A 19,990-nucleotide genomic window follows, 5' to 3' on the forward strand; every position below is an offset into this window, starting at 1 on the left:
GGAGGCAGGATCTTGTATCGACAACTTGTTTGTTTATGCAGCTTAGTTTTTAGCAGTTCAGTGCTTGCTTGGGTTGATAGTGATCTTGATGGCGTACCAGATAAAAAAGATGCCTGTCCCAATACACAGATTAATACAGCTGTACTTGCCAACGGTTGCCAGCAAAGCTTGGGCTTAGTGAGCGTCAGCCCGATATATTTTAATTTTGGCCAGTCTCGGGTGTTAAGGTCGCAATTACCCAGTATTGAGCGGGCGCACCAGCTCATTAAGGACAATAAGCTTGTCAGTATTTCTTTACTAGGTCACACCGACAACATTGGTAGTGAGCAATTAAACGCCAGTTTGTCAGTAAAAAGAGCCCAATCAGTTAAAGATATTTTGGTCGAGCAGTTTGCGATTGATGCCGATGTAATAGAAGTTAGTGGTATGGGGAGTTTGGCTCCCATATCAACAAATCGTACCGCGCTAGGTAGGCAAAAAAATAGACGCGTTGAATTCAAGTTTGAATAATTATTATTAATAAAGGGAGTAAACCATGGAAAGCATCGAGAGTTTGATGGCACAAGCGCCTGAATTTTTAATCACTTATGGATTAAAAGTTGTGATGGCCATTTTGATATTTATCGTAGGTAAATATCTATCTAACGTAGCTAAGAAATTAACTACAAAACTATTACTGGGCCGTAAAATTGATGAAACCGTAGCATCATTTGTCGGTAATTTGGTTTGGGGCGTGGTATTTGTATTTACGATTATCGCAACCTTAGGTCAAATTGGCGTACAAACAGCATCACTAGTCGCTGTATTGGGTGCTGCAGGTTTAGCTGTAGGTTTAGCGCTGCAAGGTTCATTGTCAAATTTTGCCGCAGGTGTGTTGATGGTTATCTTCCGCCCTTGTCGTGTAGGTGATTTTGTTGAAGCCGCTGGTGTAGCGGGAGTGATTGAAGAAATAACTATTTTCTCAACTAAACTTCGTACTGGCGATAACAAGACCATTATTGCTCCAAACTCAGCGATGATGGATGGCACTATTATTAATTACTCAACTAAAGAAACACGTCGAGTTGATTTAGTTATCGGTGTGGGTTACACCTCAGATATCGCAGCAACCAAGAAAGTTATCTCTTCTGTATTAGACAATAATCAATATGTTCTTAAAGATCCTGCATACACTGTTGCACTAGGTGAACTAGCAGATTGTTCTATTAACTTCGTGGTTCGTCCATGGGTTAACACTGCCGATTACTGGCCAGCTCATTTTGAGTTACTAGAACAGATTAAGAATGCGCTAGATGCTGCAGCTATTGAAATTCCATTCCCACAAATGGATTTACATTTAAAAGAAATGCCAGCTAAATAGCCTATCTAGTGCATTTTGTTCACAAAGCCAGCTATTATGCTGGCTTTTTTATGGCCATTTTATCGCAATGATTTCGTGAGGTTAAAAATGTACAATAATATTCTATCTTCAGTCGCAGTGGTTATTGCACTTACCTTGCCTAATGTCAGTGTTGGCAGTGAAGTGACGACAATTACTATGGGCGGTAAGCCGATGGAGTTAGTAGGCCAGCAATTAAGCGTTAATACTCAAGCGCCTGACTTTACCCTTGTTAATGAGATATTCGAGCCCATAAGCCTGGCTGACTTTAAAGGAAAAACCGTATTAATTAGTGCTGTGCCTAGCTTAGATACTGGGGTCTGTGCGTTGCAGACTAAGCGATTTAATAAATCAGTCAGTCAATACAACGACAATGTGGTGATGTTAACTATTAGCACCGATTTACCTTTTGCTCAAAAGCGTTTTTGTCAGGCAGAGCAAGTGGATAAAATAACAGTGCTATCAGATGCTGTATGGCGAGATTTTGGTCATAAATATGGTTTACTGATCAAAGACCGCGGTTTACTTGCGAGAGCTATTTTGATTATTGATACGAACGGAACACTCAAATATAAAGAACTTGTAGCTGAGGTGGCTAATCATCCAGATTACGACGCCGCATTATCGGCATTAAATAAAATTTCTGCCGACTAGCACAAGCTTAAGCACGAATAACTGGGGTAGAATAAGCTAATTTTACAGTACTAGAAACAGTACTCGCGCCAGTTTATTGAGAGTGGATATGATTGATTTTCGCAGTGATACGGTAACAAAACCCACAGATGCCATGCGTAAAGCCATGGCGAATGCCGAGGTTGGCGATGATGTTTATGGTGATGATCCCACGGTAAACCATTTACAAGATATGGCTGCTGACTTATATGGCTTTGATAGTGCTTTGTTTGTTAGTTCTGGTACTCAAGCTAATTTATTGGCCTTAATGGCACATTGTGAGCGAGGTGATGAGTACCTTTGTGGTCAACAGGCTCATAATTATAAATTTGAAGGTGGCGGGGCAGCAGTACTGGGCAGTATTCAACCGCAACCGTTAAACAATCAGCCAGACGGTTCAATTTTACTTGCAGATATTGAAGCTGCTATTAAGCCTAATGATATTCATTTTGCGCATACTCGTTTATTGAGCCTTGAAAATACCATTGGTGGTAAGGTGTTACCGCAGAAATACCTTGCGGATGCCCAAGCATTAGCCTTTAATCATAATTTAAAAATCCACTTAGATGGCGCGCGCGTAGCGAATGCTGCAGTGGCACAAAATATACCCATTAGTGAGATTACTCAGTATTTTGATTCGGTTTCAATTTGCTTATCAAAGGGCTTAGCTGCGCCAATAGGTTCAATATTGCTTGGTGATGAGCGCTTAATACAAAAAGCTATACGCTGGCGTAAAATGCTCGGTGGCGGTATGAGGCAAGCGGGTATTATTGCAGCAGCAGCCCAATTGGCTATTACCGAGCAAGTGGATAGGTTGGCAGAAGATCATGATAATGCCGCGCTTTTAGCACAGTTGTTATCTGAAATGCCTGAGTTTTCAGTGGATATCAATTTAGTTCAAACTAATATGGTGTTTGCATCTTTAGATAAGGCATATGATGTCAAGCATCTCGCTTTACTATTGGCGCAAAAGGGCATCATTATCAGTCCGTCATCGTCATTACGCTTGGTGACCCACAAAGATATTAGCCGGCAGGATATTGTGACTTTTATCACTACCTTGAAGCAAATAATTGTCCAGCTGAATAATAAATAATCCAGATAAAACTGTCTTAGCTCAAATGTGGCACCCATAAATGAGCGCTCAATCAGTTATTGATTGTCTTTAAAAGCACTTCTGCCAAGAGGTGCTTTTTTTTGGTGCAAGCAAGTACTGAGGTTGTAATATTATGGCGCAGTTAAGAGACCATATTTAAATCATGGTTTTATCATTTTTAATTATTTCAACAGCTTGAAGAGTTGGCTTTAAAGTTGCTACCTATAAAGTGGTATAGTAATTCAAGGAGCAATATTATGGAATATTTAGGCCGTCATATTGTAAAACCAGTAAATTTAAATGCAGAACAAAGTCTATGTTGTGGCCAGCTACTGATGTGGCTTAATCAAGAAGCGTCGATATTTGCCCGCTGTCAAATGCACAGTAAGCAGCTAATGGCTAAGTTAGTGTCAGAAATTAATTTTATGAGTCCCGCTAAAATGGGTGATGTGATTGAGTTTGGTATGGAAGCCATTAGCTTAGGGCAAAGTTCTATTACATTAAGATGTAAAGTGAGAAATAGCCTTAGCAATGCACCGATCGCTTATATCGATAAAATTGTGTTTGTGAACATTAATGAAAGAGGTTTACCGATCCCTCATGGTATTAGAGCGAATGCCGCCTAAGGGGATGGTTTAATCATTGCGAGTACCGGTAAAGGTAAGTGTTTAGCAAACTAGCCCCAATAGAGTCGTTCACTGGCGTTAACCTTGCCAGCTTTAATTGATCTAAAGCTGGCAAGGTTAATGTTTTATCTTTATCAGTTAGCGCTTAAGCGCCTAATTCCACTTTAGTGTAATTTAAGATGCGGATGAATAATGCGGCTGATCCCTTTTGCCAGCATCATTAAGGTGCCTTTCACCACACCGTGCAGCTCAATTAAGTGACGACGATAAAGTGAGGTGTAAACAAAACGGGCAATTTTACCCTCAACCAAAACCCCGCCACCCATAAATGACATTAGGTTACCGACAGTGTGGAACTTCGACAGGTTCACCAGCGAACCTAAATCTTTGTAAACGTATTCATTTTTAGGATCTTTGCCAGCAAGCATCAACATAATGTTATCAGCTGTCATTAATGCCATTTGTCTTGCTGACTGGCCTCGTGGAGGTACCCAGCTGCCATCAGCTTGTGGGCAAGCTGCACAATCGCCAATAGAGAAGATTGAGGGGTCTAGGGTGGTTTGCATATTTTGCTTCACCATCACTTGGTTAATATGATTACTTTCAAGACCACCAATATTATTTAAAAAGTTTGGTGCTTTAACACCTGTTGACCATATAACCATATCTGCAGGGATCAAGGTGTTATCTGTTGTCGATAAGCCTTCTGGTGTCACTTGTGTAATGCGGGTGTTTGTCATGACCTTCACTCCCAATTGCTTGAGTTCACGGGTCACTGAGTCAGAAATTTCTACTTTGCCGACTTTAGGTAAAATGCGCTCATCAGCTTCAATGAGGGAAACTTCCAGCAAACTGGTATCAATTTTATAGCCAAAGCCACTGAGTTGCTCTACCGCATGGTGCATTTCAGCCGACATTTCCACACCAGTCGCACCTGCACCTACCACAGCAATTTTAATTTTATCATCCAGTTGATGATGACTGGCATAGCGCATAAATTTATTTAATAACAGCTTACGAATTTGCATCGCTTGTTCAGTGTTATCTAAAAACAGGCTGTGCTCTTTGACGCCAGGAATATTAAAGTCATTGGCTACGCTGCCAATGGCAATCACTAAATAGTCATAAGGAATATGACGAGCGGGTAAGAGTTCATCCCCGTTTTCATCATTAATTGGCGCTAAAATAATATGTTTATCATCACGATTAATATCAATCATTGCACCTTGTTGAAAATGGTAACCATGTGCTGAGGCGTGGCCACGGTAGCTAATTGCATCAATGCCAATATCTAAGGCGCCAGTAGCCACTTCATGAAGCAGTGGTTTCCACACATGGCTTTCGGCACAATCCACGAGTGTGACTTTTGCTTTGGCTTTTCTACCAACTTTATGACCCAATTTAGTGGCGATTTCCATGCCACCTGCGCCGCCGCCAACGATGACGATATTCGGAACTGCTTGCATCTAAGATGCTCCTTTAGTGAAGTTAAAATAATTCGGTTATATTTTTATCGGTATGGCTTTAACGACAAGGAACAGAATCGACAAAATCTTATAAAAATTATGCGCTTTAGCGTTGCAAACTCACTTGTCATGTAAAGGTAGTCAGAGTAAAGCGAGTTAATTTATAAGATTAAAAAAGAACGCAGCATATCGAAGCGTTAAAAGGCAGTCGTAAAGCGTGTTAAAAATTATGAGAAGCAGTTTATATAGTAAACAAAGCTAGGATGTCTTAATAAGAGTGTGGAACTGTGAACTGATGGTTAACTAGTTTGGAGTAGTGTTAACTGTATCACGTATTGGCTTTGGTAATATTTGAGATTGTCACCGAAAAACATAACAGCGTTTTTCGGTGATTCAGTAATCCTTGGAAACGTTACTGAGCTTTAGCAAGACGCTTGTTATAGTCTTCGACTAAATGGGCAATGATTTTCTCTGGATCTGCATCTTGGCAGCAATCATCGAGGAAGATCTTAAAGGTGACCATAGCGTGGGCATCATTTAACAGGCGATTGCTTTGCATTGAGTAATAAGTGTTGTCGGTGTCCGACTTTCTAACGACAAACTTTCCGCTTTCAAATGATTTTGAACCGGGTGCATTGTGCCATTTGGTGATGCGGTTTAGTGCAATTTCTGAGGATTGGTTGATTTCTATGTGGTTTAACCAGCTAGCTGTTTTATCTTTTTCTTTATAGTGAGGACATCTTACTGTGTAGTTATACACATGAGTGATTGCAGTCATAGCTTACCTACTTATTTAAGAATGTAACTTCATCATAGACCCCTATTTTAAGGCAGGTCAATGGTTATTTTGAGAAGTTAGACGCGGTTAACAGTTATGTGTGTAAGTGTATTATTTATTAAATAAAAGTATCAGTTTGTAGTTAGAATACTTAAGTGTGACTATTATTTTTAGCGCTGTGGCTGGCGCTATTTCAATAGCTTAATGGCAATTTTATTGGCCTTAAGCTGTGTTTTAGTCAGGTTGTTCTCTAGTAGAGAATGCCAGCCATTGACAGGTTTTATTCGCGGATCAGCTTGAGCCGCGAATATATGAAACTTACGGTTGTAACCTATAGTGCGTTAGTGAATATTTCACAAATCTCACCATGGGTCGCTTGTTTTGGGTTAGTGAGGCCACAGGCATCTTTTAACGCATTATCAGCCAATGTAGGGATGTCTTCTGGGTTAACTCCAAGTTCAGTTAAATTCGCTGGGATATTGACTGCAACAGACAAGGTTTTAATGGCTTCGATTGCAGCCGCTGCGCCTTGAGTATCATCTAATTGCGCCACATCTACACCCATTGCTTTAGCAATGTCTTTTAATTTACCTGGCACCACTTGCGCATTGTAAGCTTGTACATGCGGCAGTAATAGTGCATTACACACACCGTGTGGTAAATCATAAAAGCCGCCAAGTTGATGGGCCATCGCATGAACATAACCTAAGCTAGCATTATTAAATGCCATTCCCGCTAAGAATTGCGCGTAAGCCATTTGCTCACGAGCATTGATATCATCACCTTGTTCAACCGCATTAACCAAGTTAGCTTTAATCAGCTCGATGGCTTTAATTGCACAAGCATCGGTAATTGGGTTCGCAGCTGTTGATACATAAGCTTCCACCGCATGAGTTAATGCATCCATACCGGTTGCGGCTGTTAACGCCGCAGGTTTTTCAACCATGAGTTCAGGGTCATTTACTGACAAAATAGGGGTGGTGTTTTTATCGACAATCGCCATTTTAATATGACGTGACTCATCAGTAATAATACAGAAACGGGTCATCTCACTGGCTGTGCCAGCCGTAGTGTTAATTGCGACTAGCGGCATTTGTGGTCTTGTTGAAACATCTAAGCCTTCGTAGTCTTTGATGCTACCACCATTGGTCGCCACTAAAGCGATACCTTTAGCGCAATCATGTGGCGAGCCGCCACCTAACGAAATAACAAAATCACACTCGTTGGCATTAAGCATTGCTAAGCCTGCTTCAACATTTCCCATGGTTGGGTTAGGTTGTACGCCATCAAAGATAAATACTGCAATGCCATTGTCCATAAGCTTAGCCGCTACTTTATCAACTAAACCAATTTTTACTAACGGTGCATCAGTAACAATAAGTGCGCGCTTAAAGCCCAGTGTTTTGATGTCATTGATTGCTTCATTAACACTGTCTTGACCGAGAATATTTACGCTAGGAATGAAAAATTTAGTCGCCATGGGAAACCTCTTTAATGATTAAAATAATTAATACAGAATTCTTTAATGTCATTAAATTACCAATCATATTGACTATAATTTGTGACTTATTTCATACATTTAAACTTGTTCATGTTGTTTCTGTGGTTTTAATCGTAATTAGCGGAGCTAGCTCTGATTTTGCTAGTGAAGTGTAATCTTGATTGTACTTTTGGTTTTATTTGCGCTGTAAACCAATAAAAAGCCCGCAACGATAATTGTTGCGGGCGTTAATAATAAAGCGCTATACATTAGTCACATACAAATTTTTTGCTAGGTTATCATTGTGGGCAGCTGGTTTCTTCAACGCTGTTGATGACGATATCTGTTACAGGTACGCTATTACTATTAATCGATACCATGTTAATTTGATCGACCACTTCAGCCATACCGTCATACACTTGACCAAAAACCGCATAACCACGTTGGCCACTGGAATAATCTAATTGAGGATTATCGAGGGCGTTGATATAAAACTGTGATGTGGCTGAATCTGCCACTGTGGTGCGCGCCATCGCTATGGTGCCACGTGCGTTAGTTAGGCCGACATTGTCTTCTAATGTGATAGCTTCAAAGCCAGGCTTGCTCACTAATCCTGTGGTAAAGCCACCGCCTTGTGAAACAAATTGATAGACAACGCGGTGAAATAGTGTGCCATCATAAAACTGCTCATCGACATAGCGTTTAAAATTCGCTCCAGTAATGGGTGTATTAGTGGTATCGATGGCTAAGCTGATGTCGCCCATTGTTGTCGACATAACATAGCAAATATCGGCAACTAGCTCAGTAGGTTCGACAGGTGGTGTAGTCTCAGGAGTTTCTGGAACTTGAGAGTCAGAGTCTGAGCCACCACAAGCGCTAAGGGTTAATGCAAATAATAACGGGTATAGCAGTTTCATCACAGGCCTATTAGTTGTTTTATTATTGTGAGACCTATGTTGCTAAAATGTGCCAATTAAATCAATAAATAAAACCATAAGATACAAAGTGTTACCTAAAGGCCGAAATAACATATCTTAGCGTGTTATAAAACAGAGCTAACTTATATGTACTTGGCTGATTTTACAGGTTAATGCATTGCATTAAGCCTAAGTGCCTTTATTTAGCTGTGGTTTTTATTTCGCTAATATTAACCTAAGTCGCTACAATAGCGCCTTTAACAGTAGTTTTCAGAGAACAATATGACTTTTGATTCATTAGGCTTGTCACAACCGATTTTGGATGCGGTTAACACATGTGGTTATAGCGATATGACCCCCGTACAACAAATTGTGATCCCATTAGCTATTGAAGGTAAGGATATATTAGCCAGCGCACAAACTGGTACCGGTAAAACTGCTGCATTTGCTTTACCTTTATTAACTCGTCTTGAGCTTGAAATAGCCGAACAAGAGAGCAAAACAGCTTGGCAACGTTTACGGGTACTGATCATGACCCCAACTCGCGAGCTGGCGATTCAAATCGAACAAAATCTGGTTAACTATGCCCAGTTTTTACCCTTTGAGAGCCTCGCGGTTTATGGCGGTTCGAATATCAACCCGCAACGAAAAGCCCTCGCTAAAGGTGTCGACATTTTGGTAGCAACTCCTGGGCGATTATTCGATATTATTGGTCAGCATGACCTTGATTTATCCTTTGTGACCCATTTAGTTATCGATGAAGCCGATCGCATGTTGGACTTAGGTTTTGTTAAAGATATCGAAAAAGTGAAGCGGATGATCAATCGTCAACATCAAACCATGATGTTTTCAGCGACCTATTCTAATGATGTCAAAAGCTTAGCGGCAAAAATGCTCAAAAATGCCGAGTATGTGCATATATCGAATCAAAAACCTGCTGAAACGGTAACCCAATCGGTATATCAAGTAGATAAACGCCGTAAAGCAGAGTTACTGTCAGAGCTGATTGGCCGTAATAACTGGCAACAGGTGATGGTATTTACCAGCCTAAAAGAAACGGCTGAGCACTTACTTAAAGAGTTTAAGTTAGATGGTATTAAAGCTGCCGTATTTCATGGTGACAAAACTCAAGGCGCTCGCAACCGTGCTTTAGAAGAGTTTAAGACGGGTAAGCTGCGCGTCATGATAGCGACCGATCTCGCCGCAAGGGGTCTAGATATTGAAGCTTTACCATTAGTGATTAATTTTGAATTACCCCCAGAGCCTGAAGATTATGTTCACCGTATTGGCCGTACGGGCCGCGCAGGCTTAACCGGTCAGGCCATTTCATTGGTCGCACAAAATGAAATGGAGCTGTTAGAAGACATTGAAGCACTCATTAGCACCTCAATACCTGTGGTAGTGTTACCCGGTTATGAACTTGGCGCGCCATTACCGGCTCGATATAGAGAAGTCGATGCTGAAAAACCTAAAAAGCTGTTTAAACATAAACGCCAAGGTGGCAACCGAAATCGCGGCGGCGCAGCTAAAAGTGGCCCTGCTGGTAAAGGTAGTCGTGCTGATGGGAACGCTAAGCCGACTAGACAAGGCAAGTACGCTAAAAAATAATAATCACAATGCTTATTATTTACATGGGTTTAATTTAGTTATTTAGTGGAATTTATCAGGTGATCCGTAAACGCATTAATACTAACCTCATTACCGGCTTTTTAGGGGCAGGTAAAACCAGCTTAATTGTGTCGTTACTGGCAATCAAACCCAAGGGTGAAATTTGGGCTGTGCTAGTTAATGAGTTTGGCGAAGTGGGTATTGATGCGAGCCTGATAACTGGCTGCAACTCATCCGAACAAGTGGTCATAAAAGAAGTTGCTGGTGGCTGCTTATGTTGCGCTGCAGGCGTACCGATGCAAGTGGCGATTAATCAAATTATTCAAAAAGCTAAGCCAGATAGATTGTTAATTGAACCAACTGGACTTGGCCATCCTGCTGAAATACTCAAGGTACTGACCAATGAGTTTAATCAGCAAGTATTGCAGTTAAATCAAACCTTATGTGTGGTTGATGCGCGCAAGCTCAAAGACACTCGCTACACTGAAAATAGTAACTTTAATCAGCAAATAGACATTGCAGAAGTGATTTACGCCAGCAAGGCCGATTTATATCAGCAAGATGATTTTGCCTCTTTGTCAGCTTACTTAGCTAATGATAAAAAACTGTGTATTGCCTCTAACACAGCTGATGTGCTTAATCATGTTTATTGGGCGTTGATAAAGCCGCGAGCCATTAGTCTCAGCAGTTCAAGCACTCAAGCATCTTATTTAGCCAAGTCAGTGACCAAGCCTAGCCAATCACTGTTTGACTCAAATGCTGCTGTGGTTGATGATGAGTTCAATGGCCAAGGTTTTATAACCAAGTTAAATCAAGCGCAAGGAGCGCATAGTATTGGCTGGATTTTTAGCGCCGAGCATTGTTTTGACTTTGATAAGTTAGTTGCCTGGTGTGACGGCTTACTTAATGAGGTGCTACGCATAAAAGCGGTAATGATCACAGAAGAAGGCATTGGCGCTTTTAATGCTGTCGATGGCAGGCTGTCGATTAACGAGCTTGATGAAGCCATGGACTCAAGATTAGAGATAATTAGCTTAAACCCGTTATCAGAGGCATTATTAACAGAGCAAATCCTCAATTGCTTGAGTGACATGGCTTAGACGGGCTAGATCACAGTGGTTGTTGTTAAATTTTTTCCTAAAACAACTGCTACTAAAGTAACAACAGTTACTAAAGCATCAGTTATTTTCAACCACTGCAGCTAACATTAGCCCTTAAAACAGTTTGCTGCCCCAGCCCAATTTAGCGCGCAAAACATCAAAGTAATTGTGGCCTTTAGGGTGGATCATTCTTAAATGATTATTGCTACGGCGAATAAAAATTTCATCCCCAGGCAACACAGCTAAATCAACGTGACCATCACAGCTGACTTCTAAGTTCTCGCCGTTATCCGGTGATACCACTAATTTTATGGTGCTACATGCATCCACCACAATAGGGCGAGACGATAGTGTATGAGGGAACATAGGCACTAAAATTAATGCTTGCAGGTTAGGGGTTAAAATTGAGCCGCCAGCAGACAAGGCATAAGCTGTTGAGCCCGTTGGGGTTGATACAATCATGCCATCGGCGCGTTGGCTATACATGAATTGCTCATCAATATAGACCTCAAACTGGATCATGTGCGCCACTTTACCCGGATGCAATACCGCTTCGTTAACCGCAGAGTTACTGGCTTTTAAAATCCCATGACGATGCACTTCAGCCTCTAGCAAAAAGCGGTTCTCTGTATCGTATTCGCCTTCAAGTACCTTAGAAAGTGATTCTTCAAAGTTATCGGGTGGTAAATCCGTTAAAAAACCAAGGTTGCCACGGTTAACCCCAATAACCCCAATGTCAAAGCGAGACAATACCCGCGCGGCGCCGAGCATATTACCGTCACCACCGACGACAATAGCGAGATCGCAGCGCTCACCTAATTCAGTTAAATCAACAGATTCCACTTCAACTTTTAACTCAGAAGCCACTCGCTCTTCGGCTAATATGTCGAAGCCTTGCATGGAAAGCCAATGATGCAAACGCTTTAAAGTGCGATTGGTACCTTGATGATGTGGCTTGCCAATGAGGCCGATTGTTTGAAACTTTTTAGTCATATTAGTATTTGATTTGCACAAAGGCTTGAAACGAAGAAAATGATCCCCATAATATGCCCATAGTAATCAGAAACAAAGCATTTTTAGCTGGAGTGAAAATGAGCAACGAGTCAAACAAAGTAGATCAAGAGATCATTGATGCAGAAGTCGTCAATGAAACGGAAACTGAAGTCGCAGCAGAAGAGGCCACCGAAGTTGATGCGTTAACTCAAGCTAACCTTAAAATTGAAGCATTAGAGCAACAACTTGCTGAAACTCAAGCAGCCTTAGCTGAGCGTAAAGATGTTGAAATTCGCGCCGCTGCTGAAACGGCAAACATCCGCGCTCGTGCAGCAAAAGATGTTGAAAAAGCCCGTGCCTTCGCATTAGAAAAGTTCGTGAATGAGCTTTTGCCTGTATTAGATAATATGGAACGTGCACTTGCTGGTGTTGATGCTGAAGATGAAGCAACTAAAGCGATTGCTGAAGGTGTTGAATTGACCATGAAAGGGTTAATGGCAGCAGTTGAGAAAAATGGCGTAGTGCTTGTTAATCCATTAGGTGAAGCATTTAATCCAAATCATCATCAAGCTATCGGTATGCAGCCAAGTGCAGAATACCCTAAAGATACCGTGATGCTAGTTATGCAAAAAGGTTACATCTTAAAAGACCGTGTACTTCGCCCTGCGATGGTTATGGTGTCTCAAGGTGGCGCAAGTGTTGATACACAAGCGTAATGCATAACAATTGAAAACTGACTTCTTGGTTTGCCAATCAATAAGCAAAGCATTGGCAAAACAATAGTTAGTAATCAAGCGTTAGTAATAAAGAGTTAATAAAAAGGACTGCCAATGCAGTCCTTTTTTGTGATTTTTAGTAGCGCCAATCAAATTGGCTTAACTCCCTGAGGCGGTTAACTTAAATAGTCTTGGATTTGGGCTAAAACACCCGCACCATCTAATTTAAGCTCTTGGATGATTTCATCCGGTCCACCATGCTTGATAAATTCATCAGGTAAGCCAATTTGCAGCACAGGCTTTAAGATTTTCATTTGATGCAGCGCTTCAATGACGCCGCTACCCGCACCGCCCATAATGGCATTTTCTTCAACGGTGACAATCACGTCATGACTATGAGCAAGCTCAGCGAGCAGGGTTAAATCTAATGGCTTAACAAAGCGCATATCGGCAACGGTGGCATCGAGCGTCTCAGCGGCTTCAAGCGCTGCAGCAAGAGTAGTACCAAAGTTAACAATGGCTACACGTTGCGTCTGCTGTTGGCTTTGACGTTTAACCAAGCCTTTACCAATCGCAATAGGAGTCATTTCTTCAGTTGGTTCAATACCTGTCGCACAACCACGAGGGTAGCGAACCGCCGTTGGGCCATCTTTATAGCGATAACCGGTATAGAGCATTTGGCGACATTCATCTTCATCAGATGGTGCCATAACGACCATATTGGGAACACAACGCAGGAAGCTTAAATCAAAAGCACCTTGGTGAGTTGGGCCATCAGCGCCAACAATACCACCGCGATCGATAGCAAATAACACAGGTAGGCGCTGTAGAGCTACATCGTGAATTAACTGATCGTAACCACGCTGCAAGAAAGTTGAATAGATAGCGACAACAGCTGAGTAGCCTTCACACGCAAAACCAGCACCTAAGGTGACCGCGTGTTGCTCAGCAATCGCGGCATCAAAATACTGGTTTGGAAAACGCTGTGAAAACTCAACCATGCCCGAGCCTTCACGCATGGCTGGTGTAATGGCGAGTAACTTGTCATCTTTTTCAGCAACATCACATAACCACTTACCGAAAATTTGCGAAAATGTCGGTGAACTTGGTTTTGTTTTCGGCTTTCTAAATTGAGTATGGTCGAATTTAGGCACTGCATGCCAACCGATAGGATCTTTTTCAGCAGGCTCATATCCACGACCTTTTTTAGTCATGATATGCAGGATTTGCGGGCCCTTTAAATCGCGCATATTACGCAGTGTTTCAACTAATGAATCAACATCATGACCATCAATCGGGCCAATATAGTTAAAACCTAGTTCTTCAAATAAGGTTCCAGGTACGACCATACCTTTAAGGTGTTCTTCAGTACGCTTTGCCATTTCTTTAATGACAGGCATACCTTTGAGCACTTTTTTGCTGCTTTCACGAATGGTGGTGTAGAAGCGGCCTGACATTAGTTGGGCTAAATGGTTATTCAGTGCGCCGACATTTTCTGAGATAGACATTTCATTGTCATTTAACACCACTAACATGTCATTGTGCAGATCGCCTGCATGGTTCATGGCCTCAAACACCATACCGCCGGTCATCGCACCATCACCGATAACGGCCACGACTTTACGATTTTTCTGCTCTTTTTGGGCAGCCACAGCCATGGCTAATGCTGCACTAACAGAGGTACCAGAATGCCCGACACTAAAGGTGTCGTACTCACTTTCTTCACGCCATGGGAAAGGGTGTAAACCGTTCTTTTGACGAATGGTATGCATTCTGTCACGACGACCAGTGAGAATTTTATGGGGGTAAGCTTGGTGGCCTACATCCCATACTACGCGGTCAAAAGGCGTATTATAGACATAATGAAGTGCTACTGTTAATTCAACAGTACCAAGGCCTGAAGCAAAATGGCCACTTGAGTTACTGACTGATTTAAGCAAAAACTGTCTTAATTCATCGGATAACTGTGGCAGCATGCCTTGCGGCAGCTTTTTCAAATCGTCAGGGGTATTAGCTTGAGCTAATACCGGAAATTGAGAATTATCGAAACTCATATGGCGGTAAACTGTCTCTTTATATTCTTCGCGCAATGATATAGCGGGCGAAGTCTGCAATTAACTGGCTATTGTAGGTCAATTTTGCCAGCGCTGATAGTGCATCGTTAATTAGTTGCTCGGCGCATTCATTTGCACCCTTAAGCCCTAATAATTTAGGAAATGTGCTTTTATTGGACTCTTGATCACTGCCTTGGGGTTTACCTAATTCTTCAGTGCTGGCAATGATGTCTAAAATGTCATCTTGTACTTGAAAGGCTAAGCCAATATTGGCGGCAAAGTCTCTGATAATTTGTTGGTCTAGGCTTGATGCTGATGCCGCGATTAAGGCAAGTTCTGCAGCGCAGCTAATTAAGGCACCGGTTTTTTTATTATGTAACAGGGTTAGCTGCTCAAGGTCTATACGCTTATTGGTGGCGCCTAGATCAATAGCTTGTCCGCCGCACATACCACTATAACCCGATGCTTTAGCTAAAGCGGTTACCATAGCAAGTTGCTGAGAGGCGCTAATGCTCTCATTAGGCTCGCAAATAAGTTCAAAGGCTAAGGTTTGCAGGGCATCGCCTGCAAGGATAGCGCTAGCTTCATCAAAAGCAATATGCACCGTTGGCTGGCCGCGGCGCAGGGCATCATCGTCCATGGCAGGTAAATCATCATGGATTAATGAGTAGGCATGAATACATTCGATAGCGGCTGCGGCGTTATCAAGCTGCTTTAAATCAGCACCTAACATTTCACCAATGCTATAAACCATAAAAGGTCGAATGCGTTTGCCGCCCAATAAGGCGCCGTGGGTCATTGCGGCTTTTAATATAGGGGCAGCGTCATCAAGCTGGGCAAGTTTAGTTGCTAAAACTTGGTTCACGCGTTGTTGGTATTGTTCAATTGACTGGGCTAACACACTTATTCGCCTTCAACGGTAAATGGGCTGAGGTTGGTATCGTCTTCATTTAATAAGATGGAAACTTTTTGTTGAGCCTGTTCTAGCTTAGATTGGCTCTGGCGCACTAGCTTAATGCCGCGCTCAAATTGTTTAAGGGCATTATCTAAAGTGACTTCACCTTGCTCAAGATCTGCAACAATGTTTTCAAGCTCCGATAAGGATTCTTCAAAACTTAGATTCTCAGGTTTTTTTGCCACAATTCTTATTCCTTCTATTATGCGGGGACAAGGTATATCAGGCCGCGCTAAGGGTCAAATTCAGTCGTTGTTTATTTGCTCAATAGCACGCTTTGTGACTGAATATTTATATAATTCATAAAATATTCCTAAACTTGGGCTAAGTTTGACCGATATAGATAATGAATACCAGTGTCAAGCGGTCGCTTTAAGCGAAGTTTGAAATCCATGGTAGTAATAATGGTAGTCGTAATAGCATTTTTTGATGCTTTTTTGATAAACCAGCCAATTAATCGATGAAAGTGTCACTGTATGAGTTTTTTTTGTTCGTTTGAACATTTGTCCCAATAGCTCAGAGTGTTACATTGGTATTCATAGAAGTAAGGCAGCATTATTAAGACTGCGCTCAAGGAGAAATTGTGGATTTAGCAACCCTAATAGGTTTAATAGGCGCCTTCGCTTTTATTATTGGTTCTATGGTGAACAGTGGTGGGATTTCGATTTTTATTGATGCGCCATCGGTGATGATTGTGCTTATTGGTTCTCTTTTCGTTGTGATGATGAAATATAATCTTAAGCAATTTTTAGGTGCGGTAAAAATTGGCGCTAAAGCTTTCATGTTTAAAATTGATAAGCCTGAGGAGTTAATTGACCAATCAGTGAATATGGCTGATGCAGCCCGTAAAGGGGGCTTTTTAGCATTAGAAGAAGCGCAGATCGGTAACAGTTTTATGCAAAAAGCGGTCGACATGTTAGTGGATGGCCATGATGGTGATGTGGTGCGTGAAGCCTTAGAAAAAGATATTGCCCTGACCGAGGAAAGGCATAAAACCGGCATTGGCATTTTTAAATCCTTAGGTGATGTGGCCCCAGCCATGGGCATGATTGGTACCTTGATTGGTTTAGTGGCCATGCTATCGAATATGGATGACCCTAAATCAATTGGCCCGGCAATGGCGGTGGCATTATTAACCACGCTTTATGGCGCGATTATCGCCAATATGGTGGCGCTCCCGATTGCTGATAAATTGCAATTACGTATGAGTGAAGAGTTACTTAACCGCAATTTGATTATGGATGCGGTCTTGGCGATTCAAGATGGTCAGAACCCACGTGTTATCGAAGGTTTCCTGAAAAATTATCTAGGTGAAAAACAACGTCAAATCGATACCACGGACGGAGAGTAGCTCATGGCTAAAAAAGCCAAGTGTGATTGTCCACCACCCGGCGCGCCGTTATGGCTAGCCACCTTTGCTGATCTTATGTCGTTATTGATGTGCTTTTTTGTTTTGCTGCTGGCGTTCTCTGAAATGGACGTGATGAAGTTTAAGCAAATTGCCGGTTCGATGAAGTATGCCTTCGGGGTGCAAAATAAAGTTGAAGTTAAAGATATTCCTAAAGGCACCTCGGTGATTGCGTTAGAGTTTCGGCCGGGAAAACCGGACCCTACCCCTATTGAAATTATCAATCAGCAAACCAATGAGATGACAGAGCAAACCATTGAGTATCAAGCAGGCGACGATGCCAGTGCGGGCGGCGTGCAAAAACAGCAAGGGGATAATCGCGGCGGTAATGCTCAAGCGACGGCCCAGCAACAAGCACAGGCTCAGCAAGCCCAAGCGAAGTCTGAGCAAGAAAATATTAACGACCAAGTGAAAAAAATGGCCGAAAAACTCAATGAGGAAATTGTTGATGGCGCCATCGAAATTGAATCGTTAGGGCAACAGATTATTATCCGGATCCGCGAAAAAGGCTCTTTTGCATCGGGTTCAGGCTTTTTACAGCCAAGATTTAAACCTGTTATTCGCTCAATTGGTGACTTATTAAAAGATGTTCCCGGCATTATTACAGTATCAGGTCATACCGATGGCATGCACATTAGCAATGAGCTTTACAGTTCTAATTGGGACTTATCCAGTAAACGCGCAGTCTCAGTAGCCCATGAACTGGCCAAAGTGACAGGCTTTGATGACAGCAGAATGCGGGTGGTGGGTATGGCATCTAATGCGCCATTAGTGGCTAACGACTCTGATAAAAACCGTAGCCGTAATCGCCGAGTTGAAATTGCTATTGAACAAGGCAAGGCGAAAGAGTCTGCTGAGATAGAAGTACTAGCGCCACAATCACAGCAGCCATAGAAACGCGCTCTTTATATAAGATGAGATTAGCCGCTTAGTCCTTAAGCGGCTTTTTATCGGCTTTAAATAGCGCTGTATAGCCAGTACAACGCCGTTTCACTGACGCTGTGTTGCAGTATTGCTTAGACTGCTAATTTTATTTAGATTTAATGACAGCCTTAGCACCTAAGCTCAAAGATTGTGTGTAATAAAATTTATTGTGTTTGGTATATAGACAGTTTTTGCTATAATCCCGCCTTTGTTGGCTGGTTAATTTCCAGCCATTATTATTTTTGACTTTTATGAGTTGATTTTGCGCTGAATATCAACGCAATCCGTAGTCGTAAAAGTGAACATCCAAATCAGTTGCCGCGGAAATCCAATGAAGTTTATTGTAAAGCTATACCCAGAAATCATGATGAAAAGTAAAACTGTTCGTATGCGTTTTACTAAAATTCTTGAGACCAACATTCGAAATGTACTTAAAAAAGTTGATGACGAAGTTAAAGTACAACGTCAATGGGATCGCATTATGATCCACGTCAACAGCGATGAACAAACGCGCATTAACGCCATTGCTGAGCGTTTAGAATGTATTCCTGGTATTGCTCATGTTGTTCAAGTTGATGAATACAGTTTTGAGTCAATGGATGATATCTACCAGCAAGTACTGCCAGTTTATAAAGAGCAATTGGCAGGTAAAACCTTCTGTGTTCGCGTTAAACGTACTGGTAAGCATGACTTTAATTCAATTGAAGTTGAGCGTTACGTTGGTGGCGGTTTAAACCAGCACACAGATGCTGTGGGTGTGAAATTAAAAAATCCAGATATGACGGTTAATTTAGAAATTGACCATGAAAAACTGTATATGGTTGTGCGCCGTATTCCCGGTTTAGGTGGTTTCCCAATGGCGACCCAAGAAGATGTATTATCGCTTATCTCAGGTGGATTTGATTCAGGTGTATCAAGCTATCAATTCATCAAAAAAGGTGCCCGCACTCACTATTGTTTCTTTAACTTAGGTGGCGCGCAGCATGAGATTGGTGTTAAGCAAGTGGCTTATCATTTGTGGCAGAAATATGGCGAGTCACACAAAGTGCGCTTTATGACTGTACCATTTGAGCCAGTGGTTGCTGAGATTCTAGAAAAAATTGATAACGGTCAAATGGGCGTTATTCTTAAGCGTATGATGATGCGCGCCGCCACTAAAATGGCTGAAAAGTACAACATCCAAGCTTTGGTTACAGGTGAGAGTTTAGGTCAAGTTTCAAGCCAAACTCTGACCAACTTAAACGTAATTGACCGCTGTACGGATTTATTGATTTTACGTCCATTAATCACCATGGATAAGCAAGACATTATCAATGAAAGTCGCCAAATTGGTACTGAAGATTTCGCTAAAGCGATTCCTGAATATTGTGGTGTGATTTCGCAAAAGCCAACCGTTAAGGCTGTACTGGCAAAAATTGAAGCAGAAGAGCTTAAATTCAGTGAAGACTTAATTGACCGTATTGTAGAAGATGCCGTGGTTATCGATATTAAGCAAATTGCTGAAAAAGTTGAAACCACAGTAAGTGAAACTGAAACCGTTGATGCAATTGAAGCTGACAGTGTTGTGATTGATATCAGAGCACAAGATGAAGAAGAGCAAAACCCACTAAGCATTGATGGCACTGAAATCTTAAAAATTCCTTTCTTTAAATTAGCAACGCAATTTGCTGATTTAGATAAAAGTAAAACCTATTTACTCTACTGTGATCGCGGCGTAATGAGTAAATTACAAGCGTTATACCTGACTGAGCAAGGTCACAGCAACGTTAAAGTATACCGTCCTTAATGGCGTAAAAGGAGTATCGCTAGTCGATGCTCC

General features: G+C 41.8%; 19 protein-coding genes. 11 read left to right on the top strand and 8 right to left on the bottom strand.

Going from position 1 to position 19,990, the window contains the following annotated elements:
* Positions 1–12: 12 nt before the first annotated feature.
* The 5 genes from AB4160_RS16690 (at position 13) to AB4160_RS16710 (ending at position 3,772) form a co-directional block, all read left to right on the top strand.
* Complete coding sequence (locus AB4160_RS16690; RefSeq protein WP_277869331.1) at positions 13–510, top strand: OmpA family protein; 498 nt, start codon at positions 13–15, stop codon at positions 508–510.
* A gap of 25 nt (positions 511–535) precedes the next feature.
* Positions 536–1,360, top strand: coding sequence for a mechanosensitive ion channel family protein (locus AB4160_RS16695; RefSeq protein WP_102439512.1), 825 nt, complete (start codon positions 536–538; stop codon positions 1,358–1,360).
* Between the two features lie 87 nt (positions 1,361–1,447).
* Entirely contained in the window at positions 1,448–2,032 is a 585-nt protein-coding gene (tpx, locus tag AB4160_RS16700; RefSeq protein WP_102439548.1) for a thiol peroxidase, read from the top strand.
* Positions 2,033–2,120: 88 nt separating this feature from the next.
* Entirely contained in the window at positions 2,121–3,146 is a 1,026-nt protein-coding gene (gene ltaE, locus AB4160_RS16705) for a low-specificity L-threonine aldolase (RefSeq protein WP_102519849.1), read from the top strand.
* 257 nt (positions 3,147–3,403) lie between these two features.
* Entirely contained in the window at positions 3,404–3,772 is a 369-nt protein-coding gene (locus AB4160_RS16710) for a hotdog domain-containing protein (RefSeq protein ID WP_076540291.1), read from the top strand.
* Positions 3,773–3,936: 164 nt separating this feature from the next.
* Here the strand turns inward: AB4160_RS16710 and AB4160_RS16715 are convergent, their stop codons facing one another.
* The 4 genes from AB4160_RS16715 to AB4160_RS16730 form a co-directional block, all read right to left on the bottom strand.
* On the bottom strand, positions 3,937–5,238 hold the full coding sequence (locus tag AB4160_RS16715; RefSeq protein ID WP_102439514.1) for an NAD(P)/FAD-dependent oxidoreductase: 1,302 nt from the start codon (positions 5,236–5,238) through the stop codon (positions 3,937–3,939).
* 412 nt (positions 5,239–5,650) lie between these two features.
* Positions 5,651–6,016, bottom strand: coding sequence for a cytoplasmic protein (locus AB4160_RS16720; protein WP_102439515.1), 366 nt, complete (start codon positions 6,014–6,016; stop codon positions 5,651–5,653).
* Between the two features lie 331 nt (positions 6,017–6,347).
* A complete protein-coding gene (gene yiaY / locus AB4160_RS16725) occupies positions 6,348–7,496 on the bottom strand; it encodes an L-threonine dehydrogenase (RefSeq protein ID WP_102439516.1) in 1,149 nt (382 codons plus the stop codon).
* A gap of 299 nt (positions 7,497–7,795) precedes the next feature.
* Complete coding sequence (locus AB4160_RS16730) at positions 7,796–8,413, bottom strand: peptidylprolyl isomerase (protein ID WP_102439517.1); 618 nt, start codon at positions 8,411–8,413, stop codon at positions 7,796–7,798.
* Positions 8,414–8,695: 282 nt separating this feature from the next.
* Between AB4160_RS16730 and AB4160_RS16735 the strand changes: the two genes are divergently transcribed.
* The gene (locus AB4160_RS16735) at positions 8,696–10,021 is read left to right on the top strand and encodes a DEAD/DEAH box helicase (RefSeq protein WP_102439518.1); all 1,326 of its coding nucleotides are present in this window, start codon (positions 8,696–8,698) and stop codon (positions 10,019–10,021) included.
* A gap of 59 nt (positions 10,022–10,080) precedes the next feature.
* Positions 10,081–11,121, top strand: a complete 1,041-nt coding sequence (locus AB4160_RS16740; RefSeq protein WP_102530937.1) for a GTP-binding protein — start codon at positions 10,081–10,083, stop codon at positions 11,119–11,121.
* Between the two features lie 114 nt (positions 11,122–11,235).
* On the opposite strand, the gene nadK is transcribed toward AB4160_RS16740, so the two are convergent.
* Complete coding sequence (nadK, locus tag AB4160_RS16745; RefSeq protein WP_102439520.1) at positions 11,236–12,114, bottom strand: NAD(+) kinase; 879 nt, start codon at positions 12,112–12,114, stop codon at positions 11,236–11,238.
* Positions 12,115–12,212: 98 nt separating this feature from the next.
* On the opposite strand from nadK, the gene grpE reads away from it, so the two are divergent.
* Positions 12,213–12,830 carry a nucleotide exchange factor GrpE gene (gene grpE / locus AB4160_RS16750; RefSeq protein ID WP_076540307.1) on the top strand — a complete coding sequence of 206 codons (618 nt, stop codon included), beginning with the start codon at positions 12,213–12,215 and terminating at the stop codon, positions 12,828–12,830.
* A 176-nt stretch (positions 12,831–13,006) separates the two neighbouring features.
* Here grpE and dxs read toward each other — a convergent pair whose 3' ends face one another.
* From dxs to xseB, 3 genes are read right to left on the bottom strand one after another with little or no spacing between them, the layout of a single operon-like run.
* The gene (dxs, locus tag AB4160_RS16755) at positions 13,007–14,884 is read right to left on the bottom strand and encodes a 1-deoxy-D-xylulose-5-phosphate synthase (RefSeq protein ID WP_303413548.1); all 1,878 of its coding nucleotides are present in this window, start codon (positions 14,882–14,884) and stop codon (positions 13,007–13,009) included.
* Positions 14,885–14,903: 19 nt separating this feature from the next.
* Entirely contained in the window at positions 14,904–15,785 is an 882-nt protein-coding gene (gene ispA, locus AB4160_RS16760) for a (2E,6E)-farnesyl diphosphate synthase (protein ID WP_102439522.1), read from the bottom strand.
* 2 nt (positions 15,786–15,787) lie between these two features.
* The gene (gene xseB, locus AB4160_RS16765) at positions 15,788–16,024 is read right to left on the bottom strand and encodes an exodeoxyribonuclease VII small subunit (RefSeq protein WP_076540313.1); all 237 of its coding nucleotides are present in this window, start codon (positions 16,022–16,024) and stop codon (positions 15,788–15,790) included.
* 398 nt (positions 16,025–16,422) lie between these two features.
* Here xseB and pomA point away from each other — a divergent pair, with 398 nt between their 5' ends.
* From pomA to thiI, 3 genes are all read left to right on the top strand, one after another.
* A complete protein-coding gene (gene pomA, locus AB4160_RS16770) occupies positions 16,423–17,190 on the top strand; it encodes a flagellar motor protein PomA (RefSeq protein ID WP_102439523.1) in 768 nt (255 codons plus the stop codon).
* Positions 17,191–17,193: 3 nt separating this feature from the next.
* Complete coding sequence (locus tag AB4160_RS16775; RefSeq protein ID WP_102439524.1) at positions 17,194–18,141, top strand: flagellar motor protein MotB; 948 nt, start codon at positions 17,194–17,196, stop codon at positions 18,139–18,141.
* Between the two features lie 361 nt (positions 18,142–18,502).
* Complete coding sequence (gene thiI, locus AB4160_RS16780; protein ID WP_372005590.1) at positions 18,503–19,957, top strand: tRNA uracil 4-sulfurtransferase ThiI; 1,455 nt, start codon at positions 18,503–18,505, stop codon at positions 19,955–19,957.
* Positions 19,958–19,990 lie beyond the last annotated feature (33 nt).

The sequence above is a fragment of the Shewanella sp. 10N.286.51.B8 genome (genome assembly GCF_041469325.1).
In the GTDB taxonomy this organism is placed as follows: domain Bacteria; phylum Pseudomonadota; class Gammaproteobacteria; order Enterobacterales; family Shewanellaceae; genus Shewanella.

Bases quoted from the DNA above. Each gene is read 5' to 3' on its own strand.
- AB4160_RS16710 (WP_076540291.1), top strand. From the start codon at position 3,404: ATGGAATATTTAGGCCGTCATATTGTAAAACCAGTAAATTTAAATGCA.
- nadK (WP_102439520.1), bottom strand. From the start codon at position 12,114: ATGACTAAAAAGTTTCAAACAATCGGCCTCATTGGCAAGCCACATCAT.
- yiaY (WP_102439516.1), bottom strand. From the start codon at position 7,496: ATGGCGACTAAATTTTTCATTCCTAGCGTAAATATTCTCGGTCAAGAC.
- AB4160_RS16695 (WP_102439512.1), top strand. From the start codon at position 536: ATGGAAAGCATCGAGAGTTTGATGGCACAAGCGCCTGAATTTTTAATC.
- AB4160_RS16735 (WP_102439518.1), top strand. From the start codon at position 8,696: ATGACTTTTGATTCATTAGGCTTGTCACAACCGATTTTGGATGCGGTT.
- ltaE (WP_102519849.1), top strand. From the start codon at position 2,121: ATGATTGATTTTCGCAGTGATACGGTAACAAAACCCACAGATGCCATG.
- tpx (WP_102439548.1), top strand. From the start codon at position 1,448: ATGTACAATAATATTCTATCTTCAGTCGCAGTGGTTATTGCACTTACC.
- dxs (WP_303413548.1), bottom strand. From the start codon at position 14,884: ATGAGTTTCGATAATTCTCAATTTCCGGTATTAGCTCAAGCTAATACC.
- AB4160_RS16715 (WP_102439514.1), bottom strand. From the start codon at position 5,238: ATGCAAGCAGTTCCGAATATCGTCATCGTTGGCGGCGGCGCAGGTGGC.
- AB4160_RS16775 (WP_102439524.1), top strand. From the start codon at position 17,194: ATGGCTAAAAAAGCCAAGTGTGATTGTCCACCACCCGGCGCGCCGTTA.
- AB4160_RS16730 (WP_102439517.1), bottom strand. From the start codon at position 8,413: ATGAAACTGCTATACCCGTTATTATTTGCATTAACCCTTAGCGCTTGT.
- grpE (WP_076540307.1), top strand. From the start codon at position 12,213: ATGAGCAACGAGTCAAACAAAGTAGATCAAGAGATCATTGATGCAGAA.
- thiI (WP_372005590.1), top strand. From the start codon at position 18,503: ATGAAGTTTATTGTAAAGCTATACCCAGAAATCATGATGAAAAGTAAA.
- AB4160_RS16720 (WP_102439515.1), bottom strand. From the start codon at position 6,016: ATGACTGCAATCACTCATGTGTATAACTACACAGTAAGATGTCCTCAC.